General features: G+C 64.9%; 8 protein-coding genes. 2 read left to right on the top strand and 6 right to left on the bottom strand.

Translation table 11 applies throughout. The annotated features are described in order from the left end of the window. Positions 1-326: 326 nt before the first annotated feature. Positions 327-2123: an aspartate--tRNA ligase gene (gene aspS / locus ABWP09_RS01465; protein ID WP_353203418.1), complete on the bottom strand. Its 1797-nt coding sequence runs from the start codon at positions 2121-2123 to the stop codon at positions 327-329. Between the two features lie 205 nt (positions 2124-2328). On the opposite strand from aspS, the gene rnd reads away from it, so the two are divergent. Beyond that, entirely contained in the window at positions 2329-3504 is a 1176-nt protein-coding gene (gene rnd / locus ABWP09_RS01460; protein ID WP_353203394.1) for a ribonuclease D, read from the top strand. Between the two features lie 3 nt (positions 3505-3507). On the opposite strand, the gene ABWP09_RS01455 is transcribed toward rnd, so the two are convergent. From ABWP09_RS01455 to ABWP09_RS01435, 5 genes are read right to left on the bottom strand one after another with little or no spacing between them, the layout of a single operon-like run. Next, positions 3508-3765 carry a hypothetical protein gene (locus tag ABWP09_RS01455; RefSeq protein WP_353203393.1) on the bottom strand — a complete coding sequence of 86 codons (258 nt, stop codon included), beginning with the start codon at positions 3763-3765 and terminating at the stop codon, positions 3508-3510. 1 nt (position 3766) lies between these two features. Next, positions 3767-5263 carry a Ppx/GppA phosphatase family protein gene (locus tag ABWP09_RS01450; protein WP_353203392.1) on the bottom strand — a complete coding sequence of 499 codons (1497 nt, stop codon included), beginning with the start codon at positions 5261-5263 and terminating at the stop codon, positions 3767-3769. A gap of 7 nt (positions 5264-5270) precedes the next feature. Further along, the gene (locus tag ABWP09_RS01445; RefSeq protein WP_353203391.1) at positions 5271-7448 is read right to left on the bottom strand and encodes an RNA degradosome polyphosphate kinase; all 2178 of its coding nucleotides are present in this window, start codon (positions 7446-7448) and stop codon (positions 5271-5273) included. Further along, complete coding sequence (locus ABWP09_RS01440; protein WP_353203390.1) at positions 7445-8068, bottom strand: HdaA/DnaA family protein; 624 nt, start codon at positions 8066-8068, stop codon at positions 7445-7447. The genes ABWP09_RS01445 and ABWP09_RS01440 overlap by 4 nt, the downstream gene beginning before the upstream one ends. A 19-nt stretch (positions 8069-8087) precedes the next feature. Beyond that, entirely contained in the window at positions 8088-9356 is a 1269-nt protein-coding gene (locus ABWP09_RS01435) for a heavy-metal-associated domain-containing protein (protein ID WP_353203389.1), read from the bottom strand. A gap of 62 nt (positions 9357-9418) precedes the next feature. Here ABWP09_RS01435 and purM point away from each other — a divergent pair, with 62 nt between their 5' ends. Next, positions 9419-10528, top strand: coding sequence for a phosphoribosylformylglycinamidine cyclo-ligase (gene purM, locus ABWP09_RS01430; protein ID WP_353203388.1), 1110 nt, complete (start codon positions 9419-9421; stop codon positions 10526-10528). Positions 10529-10553 lie beyond the last annotated feature (25 nt).

Below are 10553 nucleotides of genomic sequence, written 5' to 3'. Positions count from 1 at the left end.
TCTTGTGGACGATATGCGCGACCTGAATGTGCGCGAGCCGCTCCTGCAGCGCGGCGAGGTCGGCATCGTAATCGCCAGCGTAGTCCTTGCCGGATTCGTAGTCGGAAAGCTGGATGGTCAAATTCCCCTCCCGCTTGCGCGTTCGAGGTCGACAGCGCCCCGCGCTGTCGAGGATGTGCCGGGGGCACATCTGACCTCGAACTGGGTTCGGGGAGGGAAAGACGGAAGGTCATAGGACATGGCGCTTCCATGCCCTCCCCCAGCCCCTCCCGCAAGCGGGAGGGGAGTTAAACGGTGCCCCTCCCGCAAGCGGGAGGGGAGCGGGATCAGATCGGCGTCGCCACGCCCGCGGTCGACCGCAGATTGAGTTCCTTCAATTGCTTGGGCGTCGCGAAATTGGGTGCGCCCATCATCAGATCCTCGGCCTTTTGTGTCATCGGGAAGGTGATAACCTCGCGGATGTTGGGTTCGTCGGCGAGCAGCATCACGATCCGGTCGACGCCGGGCGCCGAGCCACCGTGCGGCGGGGCGCCGCACTTGAACGCGTTGATCATGCCGGCGAAATCGCGATCGACATCGGCCTGGGTGTAGCCCGCGATTTCGAACGCCTTGTACATGATCTCGGGCTTGTGGTTGCGGATGGCTCCGCTCGACAATTCGATGCCGTTGCAGACGATGTCGTATTGGAAGGCGAGGATGTCGAGCGGGTCCATCGTCTCCAGCGCGTGCATCTCGCCCTGCGGCATGCTGAACGGGTTGTGGCTGAAATCGACCTTCTTGGCGTCCTCGTCATATTCGAACATCGGGAAATCGACGATCCAGCAGAATTCGAAGCGCTTGTCATCGATCAGTCCGAGTTGATCGGCGGCGCGCGTGCGGGCGAGGCCGGCGAGCTTGGCGGCTTGCGCTTCCTTGCCGGCCGAGAAGAAGATGCCGTCATTCGGGCCGAGGCCGAGCGCGGCGGCAATCGCTTGCATCCCGTCCTGCCCGTGATTGTTGGCGATCGGGCCGCCGAACACGCCGTCCTTCTGCGTCGCATAGCCGAGGCCGGGAAAGCCTTCGCCTTGCGCCCAGCTGTTCATCTCGTCGAAGAATTTGCGGCTTTTCTCATGTGTTCCGGGGGCTGGGATCGCACGGACGACATCGCCCGCCTCGACCATCGACGCGAAGCGGCCAAAGCCCGAGCCCTTGAAATGCTCGGACACGTCGGTGATCAGAATCGGGTTGCGCAGATCGGGCTTGTCATTGCCGTATTTCAGCATCGATTCGCGGTACGGGATGCGCTTGAACGGCAGCGCACTGACGGTGCGGCCCTTGCCCTGCCAATCGGCATATTCCTCGAACACGCCGTGAAGCACCGGCTCGATCGCTGCAAAAACATCGTCTTGCGTGACGAAGCTCATTTCGAAATCGAGCTGATAGAACTCACCCGGTGAGCGGTCGGCGCGGGCATCTTCGTCGCGGAAGCAGGGTGCGATCTGAAAATAGCGGTCGAAGCCCGCGACCATCAGCAATTGCTTGAACATCTGCGGCGCCTGCGGAAGCGCGTAGAATTTGCCGGGATGGACGCGGCTCGGCACGAGATAGTCGCGCGCGCCCTCGGGGCTGCTCGCGGTCAGGATCGGGGTCTGGAATTCGGTGAAGCCCTGGCCGATCATACGCTGGCGCAGCGAGGAAATGACGTTCGAGCGCAGCAGGATGTTGGCGTGGAGCCGCTCGCGCCGCAAATCGAGGAAGCGATAGCGCAGGCGGATATCCTCGGGATATTCCTGCTCGCCGAACACCGGCATCGGCAGCTCGTTCGCCGCCGATTGCACCACGACGTCGCGCGCGCGGATTTCGATTTCGCCCGAGGGCAAGTTCGCGTTCACCGTCTCGGGCGAGCGCGCGACGACATCGCCGGTGATCGTCACGACCGATTCGGCGCGGAGCTTATCGAGCACCGCATGCGTCGGGCTGTCGCTGTCGGTGACGATCTGGGTGATGCCATAATGATCGCGCACATCGACGAACAGCAAATTGCCGTGATCGCGCTTGCGGTGGATCCAGCCGCTAAGCTTGACCGAGGTGCCGACATCGGCGGCGCGGAGCTGGGCGCAAGTATGGGTGCGATAGGCGTGCATTTCGAAATCTCTCATCAACTCTGTCATCCCCGCGAAAGCGGGGACCCAGCTCCAACGGCGGGTGATGGGTCCCCGCTTTCGGGCACCCATCAAAGTACTACTTTGATGGGACCCTTGGCGGGGATGACAGCCACGTTATGTGACTGCGGCACTCCCTTCCTCATCCGCCTTTGTCAAGGCGCTCGACCCTCGCTATGGGGTCGAGATGCATATCCACCCCCTCATCACCGACAGCGCCACTCTTGCCAATTTATGTACGCGATTGTCGCAGGCCGATTTCGTCTGCATCGACACCGAGTTCATGCGCGAGAACACCTTTTGGCCCGAACTCTGCCTGATCCAGATTGCCGATGTGAACGAGGCAGCGGCGATCGATCCGCTCGCGCCGGGGCTCGACATGACCCCGCTGCTGCAATTGATGGTCAACAATGCCGACGTGCTGAAGGTGTTTCACGCCGGCGGGCAGGATCTCGAAATCGTCTACAACCTCACCGGCACGACCCCGCACCCGCTGTTCGATACGCAAATCGCAGCGATGGCGCTGGGGCAAGGCGAACAGGTCGGCTATTCCAATCTGGTCGATGCCTATCTCGGCTTCACGATCGACAAGGGCGCGCGCTTTACCGATTGGTCCAGGCGTCCGCTCGATGCGCGGCAAATCGAATATGCGATTGGCGACGTAACGCATCTCGCCGAGATCTTCCCGCAAATGCTTGAGAAACTGCGCCGCACCGGGCGCGGGGCGTGGCTCGATCAGGAAATGGAGCGGCTCGGCGACCCCAAGAATTACGCCAACGATCCCGAGGAAGCGTGGCGCCGGATCAAAGTGCCGAGTCGCAAGCCCGAAGTGCTCGGCCGCCTGAAGGCGCTCGCGCGGTGGCGTGAGATCGAGGCGCGCGGCAAGGATCTGCCGCGCGGGCGAATCGTCAAGGACGAGACGATCGCCGATCTGGCGGGGCATGCGCCGAAGCGGCAGGTCGATCTTGCCAAGGTGCGCGGACTCTCGGCGACCTGGGCGCAGAACGACATTGGCGCGCGGCTGATGCAAGCGCTGGAGGGGGCGACGCCGATGACGGCGGAGGAAATGCCCTCGCGCGACGACCGCAAGCCGGGCATGGGCAAGGACGGTGCCTTGGTCGCCGATCTGCTCAAGCTGCTGCTCAAGATCCGCTCGAAGGAAATCGACGTCGCGTCGCGGTTGCTGGCGCGTGGCGACGACATCGATGCGCTGGCAGCGGGTCAGCGCAGCGGGCTGTCGATCCTCGAGGGGTGGCGCTTCGAACAATTCGGTCGCGATGCGCTCGATCTGGTCGAGGGCCGGCTCGCCTTCGCCGTGGTGAACGGCAAGCTCAAGATGACGCGGACCGAGGATGTCACCTGAGCGTCACGCGTCGCTGCGGGTGAGGTCGACCATTTCAAACACATAGCGTGTCCAGCCGCGGCTCGTCGCGGCTTCGACCGCGGCCGCGCGTTTGCGTTTGGCCTCGGCGGGCGATTTGGTGTGACCCCAAAACACCTCGGTCTTGCCGTTTTCAAGCGTCGCGACAATCCGCCAATAGTGCGTGAAGGCAGTCGCGGTCGGGCCGATCGTCTTGACATAACCGTCGGGCAACGTGGCGGTGAGATAGTATTTCCGCGCCATCCTAGCCGGTAATCAGCGCTTTGCGCCCCAGCGCGCTCGCCAGCGAGGCGTGGCGGCGTTCGACCGTCTCGCTATACAGCGCGAGGTCGGTGGCAGCGACGTGCAGCGTCAGCGTCATCCCATCGTCTGCCAGCGACGAGCGTTGCAGCGGTCCGGCAAGGCCCCCGCTCATCCGCTGCCCCAGCCGCATCGCCAGCCCCCAATGGACCGCGCGCTTCAGGTCCGTCGGGCTGGCGAGCACGCCCAGCGGCTCGGGCGTCTCGATACCGCCACCAAGGCTGGTGTAGAGCGCCTGTGCGACGAGCGCCCGGCCGCGCGCGTCGATCGCCACCCAATTGCCGTGGAGCGCGACCTCGACGCCGCGTTCGGCGCGAAATTCGGGGTTGGCGCGCCAGCCGACATCGGCGAGCAAGCACGCCGCGAGCCGGAGCCGCGCCATTTCGGGTTCGTCGCGGGTAAATAACGGTGCGATCCAGCCGTCGAGCAAATCGCCATGCTCGGAAAAGCGGCCATGGCGACGGCCTTCGTCACGCGTTGCGACGATCAGCGGGTCCTGCGCGCGCACCGCGGGATCGAGCGCACCATAGAGTAACCCCTCGCGCAGGCCGAACGCGGAGACGATCGTGGTGTCGCTGCCAAGATGCTTAAGCAACACCGTTAGCAGCGCCGTCGCATCGCCCAGATTGGCCGATCGCGCCGCCGACAGGCCGGGAATCGCGCGCAGCCACGGCTTGTTGACGTGGCTGATCGTGCGCCCCATCCGCGCAATCGCATCGGCTGACATCGCATATTGGTGGATCACCGGGAGCGGATATTGCCCGATATGCATGTCGAGCCGCGCGAGCGCGCGCCACGAGCCGCCGACGAGATAGAGCGGAAGCCCCTCCCCTTTGCGCAGCCAGCCGGCCTCCTGCAGCGACCGTGCGACGGTGCGCTGGAGCGCACCTTGCCCCTTCGCGCGTACCGCCGCGATGCGCAGCACGCCGAGCGGGAACGACACGCGTTCATGGACCCGGCCGGCGCGCACCCGGATCAATTCGAGGCTGCCGCCGCCGAGATCCCCGACAATACCGTCCGCCAGCGGAATCGCCGACAGGACGCCATATCCCGCAGCGGTCGCTTCCTGCTCGCCCGAGAGCAATTCGACGTCGAGCGCGAGGTCGCGCGCGCTGTTGAGCAGGACCTTGCCATTTGAGGCATCGCGCACCGCAGCGGTGGCGACGGTACGCAGCCGCGTCACCTCCATCTCGCGCGCGACCGCGGCGAAGCGCGCGAGCGCATCGGCCGCAACATCGAGCGCGGACGCGGTGATCGCGCCGGTCTCTGCGAGGCCGCGACCGAGCCCGGCCATCACTTTTTCATTGAACAGGATCGCGGGCAGCCGCTCGGGCCCCTGATAGACGACCAGGCGGATCGAGTTCGAGCCGATGTCGATGATGCCGGTACGCGGCTCGCCAACGGTCTCGGGCTTGGGCTTACGGAACAGGAGCGTCGCCATCAGGCGATCAACGCCGGTTGCGCAGCGAAAGTTTCGGCACCGAACCGCTGACCGCGAGCGAGGCACCGCGCCCCGATAGCGACGGGTTGGTCATAAAATAGCGGTGCAGGTTGAACGGCCGGTCGCCGGGTTCGACCCGCACATACGATCCATCGGCCTGCAAATCCCAGCTTTGTTCATTGTCGATCAAATTGGCGACCATCACTTGATCGAGGATCTGCTGATGCACGGTCTTGTTCTCGATCGGGAGCATATATTCGATCCGCCGATCGAAATTGCGCTGCATCCAATCGGCCGAGGAGATGAACACCTTCGCCTTGTCATTGGGCAACGCCTTGCCATTGCCGAAACACCAGATGCGGCTGTGTTCGAGGAAGCGGCCGATCACCGACTTGACTCGGATATTGTCGGACAGGCCAGGCACGCCCGGCTTGAGGCAGCATATGCCGCGGATGATCAAGTCGATCTCCACCCCCGCCGCGCTCGCCTCATACAGTTTTTCGATCACGGCAGGATCGACCACCGAATTCATCTTGGCCCAGATCGCGCCGGCCTTTCCGGCGCGCGCATTGGCGATCTCGTCGTCGATCAGGCGCATCAGGCGCGGGCGCAGATCGCGCGGGCTGAGGCTGATCAGCGCCATATTCTCGGGTTCGACATAACCGGTGATGTAATTGAACATCTGCGCCGCATCGCGCCCCAGCCGGGGGTCGGCGGTGAAGAAGCTGAGGTCGGTATATACCTTCGCGGTAATCGGGTGATAATTGCCCGTCCCGAAATGGCAGTAGGTGCGATATTGCCCCGCCTCGCGCCGCACCACCATCGACACCTTGGCGTGCGTTTTCCAGTCGATGAAGCCGTACACCACCTGCACGCCCGCGCGTTCGAGCGAGGCGGCCCAGAGCAGATTTTGCTCCTCGTCGAAACGCGCCTTCAACTCGACGACGGCAGTAACCGACTTGCCCGCCTCGGCGGCGGCGATCAGCGCGTTGATGACGGCGGGCTGCTTACCCGCGCGGTACAGCGTCTGCTTGATCGCGACGACATCGGGGTCGGCGGCGGCTTGCTTGAGGAAGGCGAGCACCACGTCGAAGGTTTCATACGGGTGGTGGACGACGATGTCCTTGGCGCTGATCGCGGCGAAGCAGTCCCCGCCAAATTCGCGGATGCGCTCGGGAAAACGCGGTGAGAAGGGCGTGAATTTCAGATCGGGGCGATCTTCATCGACGATCGCCTCCAGATCGCCGACGCCCAGGAATGCGCCGCTTTCGGTGACGAAACAGTCCGATCCACCCAATTCGTCGCGCAGCACCGCGCCAAGGACCTGCGGCATACCGCTTTCGAGCTCAAGCCGGATCACGCGGCCGCGGCGGCGACGCTTGATCGCATTGGCGAAGTAACGGACGAGATCCTCGGCCTCTTCCTCAATCTCGATATCGCTATCGCGCAGCACGCGGAATTCGGCGGCGCCGATGACGCGGTAGCCTGGGAAAACCAAGGAGGCGAAGCGCTTCACCAGCGATTCGACCGCGACATAACGGGCTTTGTCGCCGGGCAAGCGCAGGAAGCGCGGCATTTGTGCCGGCAGCATGACCAATTCGCGAATCGGCTGATCATCCGACATGCGGACGAGGTCGAACATCACCGCCAGCCCCTTATTGGGCATGAACGGAAAGGGATGTGCCGGATCGAGCGCTTGCGGCGTCAGGATCGGGAAGATTTGCTCGCGGAACTGGGTTTCGAGCCAGCGCAGATCCTCGGGCGACAAGGCCTCGTCAATCGTACGCGAACTCAGCACCGCGATACCGGTTTCGGCGAGCTGACGACGCAGATCACGCCACACGTCGCGCTGGCTGGTGACCAGTGCATCGGCCTCGGCGACGATCGCGGCGAGTTGCTGGCCCGAGGTGAGGCCATCGCTCGACAAGCGCGCGACGTCCTGCAGCTGCTGCCCTTTCAGCCCGGCGACGCGCACCATGAAGAATTCGTCGAGGTTCGATCCCGAGATCGACAGGAAGCGCACCCGCTCCAGCAAAGGATGCGCGGGGTTGCACGCTTCCTCCAGCACGCGGCGGTTGAAGGCGAGCCACGACAGCTCGCGATTGAAGTAGCGATCGCTCCCCTCGCTTCCCGCGAACGGGTCGTCATCGAGATCCATACTGGCGAGATGGGCGGGGCGAGTCATGCGGTTTCCGTCGATTCGGGGGCGCGACCGGGGATCAGCCCGGCCTCTTCCAATGTGGCGCGCGCGAGCGGGATCGACAAGCGTTTGTGGCGTTCGAGCACCGCCTGATCGAGCAAATCGACCGCGCGGAGCAACGCGACATGCGTGCGCTCAACCCGCACGACCAGCCATTGAATCACCTCGGGCCGGGCATCGATCCCGCGGCGCAGGAACTGCCGTTCGAAGATCGCGCGCATCAGTGCCTCGTCGGGATCGCCGATCCGGACCATCGGGCTGGCGGTCAGGCGCGAGCGCAGATCGGGCAGCTTGATTTGCCATTCCGGCGGCGGTGCATCGGCGACAATCACCACTGGGCGGCGGTCCTCTTGCGCGCGGTTCCAGGCGTGGAAAATCGCCGTTTCATTCTGCCGCTCGGCATCATCGATCAGCCCGCCACCCGTCTTCGCCGCGAAAATGCGCGCGAGCAGGCTGCGGCCCGATTTGCGCGGACCAGTGACGACCACCGCCATCACCGGCCACGTGCTCCAGCGTTCGAGCTGCTGGACCGCGCGCTGGTTCGACGGTCCGATCAGGAATTCGTCGTCGCGCGGATCGGCTGGCCAATCGAACGGGAGGGCCATTTGCGCTGCCTGCACCATGTCAGCCGGTCGAATTGTCGGCAGGCGGCGATACCTGCCCGCCTTGGCTCGGCTGGCCCGAGCGGCGGATGCGCAGCGTTGACCCGCTGGCACCCACGCTCCAGCCGCGGGCTTCGAGCGCCCCGCGCAGCACCGTCGGATCGCCATCGAAAGCAACGCGCAGCACCGACACACCGCCGATGGCGAGGCTGGTCGTGACCGCCGAGCGGACTCCGGGCACCGTTTTCAGCGCATTTTCGGTGGAGGTGACCGAGGATGCGGTCGGCGTGTCGACCTGCACCGTGATGACCGAACCGGTCCCGCCGGGGGGTGTCGCGCCATCAATCCCGAGATCGACCGGCACCACATCGGTCGCGGTCTCGGTCGGTGTCGCGGTGGCGACCGGCGCGACGAAGGTCAGGCTCGGATCGCCTGCCAGCATCCCGGCGCGCAATGCTGCCTGATAGGTGTCGTCGATCCGCTTGACCCCGGCGTCGAGCAGCACCGCGAGCGCGTCGCCGCGATCGACGCGGAGCGAGAATTGCGTGAGCAGGCGGTTGTCGGGTCCGTGCCGCGCCTCGAACTGGCCGATGATCGGCCCGCCGGGCCATTCGCGGCGTAGCGTGACCTTGGGCACCAGAATGTCATTGGCACCATATTGATCGAGCACGACTCGCCACCAGCCGCGCCCGCGCCGTGCGGTCTGGCCCAGATTGAGCAGCATCCCGTCCGCGCCGGTGCCGCTCGGGCGGACATAGTCGATCGCGCTGTTACCGGTGCGATAGCGCGTCCAGGCGTCAGTCCAAGCGGTCTTGCGTTCGAAACCGGTCGCGGCGCCGCCGCTGATTTCGATCGGAATCGTCAGCATCGGCGCGGACCGCGTCGCACCGACGGGCACGCCAAGGATCGCGCCCGCCTTGGCGCGGCTGAACAAGATGCCGAGCCGCGCGACGTAGCGATTCGGGCCGATCTGTTCATTCTCGACCACGATTCCCGAGACGACGCCGTCGAGCGCACCGTCGGACAGCGTCGCGCCGGCCACGCCGAGCCGTTTCGCGAGCAATTGCCAGCCCTTGCGCTGTGCGATCCGCCACCCGGCATAGCGCGCCGTGTCGGCCGACTTGCCAGTCACATCGACTTCGATCCCGCCAACCTCGAAACTGCCCGAACTGTCGGCCGGGGCAAGCCCCTGATCGGGATCGTCGACTTGCGCGATCACCAGCCCGCCCGTCGCGACGAGCGCGAGCGCAGCGATGAATTGGAAGGCACGAGAAAAGCGGCGGATTGGCATGACGGCGCCCTTTTGGCAAAGGAGGCGTGGAAATCCAAGCAGGATATGGCTAGGCGACGATCATGAACGATACGAAACCCGGCAATGAGCCTTACACTTACGCCCAGGCAGGCGTCTCGATCGCGGCGGGCAATGCGCTGGTGCGCGCGATCGGGCCGCTCGCTAAGTCGACGCGGCGCTCCGGCGCCGACGCCGAACTGGGCGGCTTTGGCGGCTTTTTCGACCTCAAGGCGGCGGGCTTCGTCGATCCGTTGCTGGTCGCCGCCAATGACGGGGTCGGCACCAAGCTGAAACTCGCGATCGAGCATAACCGGCATGACGGAGTCGGGATCGATTTGGTCGCGATGTGCGCCAATGATCTGATCGTGCAGGGTGCCGAGCCGTTGTTCTTCCTCGATTATTACGCGACCGCGAAGTTCGATCCGGCGGTCGCCGAGCGCGTGATCGCCTCGATCGCCGAGGGCTGCCGGCAGGCCGGCTGCGCGCTGATCGGCGGCGAGACGGCAGAAATGCCGGGGATGTATGCCGCCGACGATTATGATCTGGCGGGCTTTTGCGTCGGTGCGGTCGAACGCGACCGCGTGCTGACCGGGCGCGATATCGCGGCGGGGGATGTCATTCTCGGGCTGGCATCGTCAGGGGTGCATTCGAACGGCTTTTCGCTGGTGCGACGCCTGGCCGCGGACAAGGGGTGGAAGCTCGATCGCCCGGCCTTGTTCGATGCCGATATCTTGCTGATCGACGCGCTGATGGCGCCGACGCGGATTTACGTGAAGGCGCTGCTGCCCGTGCTGGCCGACGGGGCGATCAAGGGCCTCGCGCATATTACCGGCGGCGGGCTGCTGGAAAACATCCCGCGCGTTTTGCCCGAGGGGTGCCACGCGCATATCGATGCCGATGCGTGGCCGCAGCCGCGCTTGATGGCGTTCCTGCAAGCGCAGGGCAATATAGAGCCAGGGGAAATGGCGCGGACGTTCAATTGCGGGATCGGGATGGTTGCGGTGGTTTCGGCCGACCGGGTCGCGGCGGTGACGGCGGCGCTGGAGGCCGCGGGCGAGACGGTGTTCGCGATCGGGTTGATCGAAGACGGTGAGCGTGGGTGTACGGTTTCCGGGTCGGATGAAATCTGGGGCGGGCGCGGTGCCTGGTCGGCGACGCATGTGCATGGATAGGTTTCCCGCTGGCCGCTTCCCCGGC

It is taken from the genome of Sphingomonas sp. (assembly GCF_040398505.1).
In the GTDB taxonomy this organism is placed as follows: Bacteria; Pseudomonadota; Alphaproteobacteria; order Sphingomonadales; family Sphingomonadaceae; genus Sphingomonas.
Note: the sequence above shows the minus strand (reverse complement) of the source record. Positions and strands in the feature narration are given on the sequence as shown.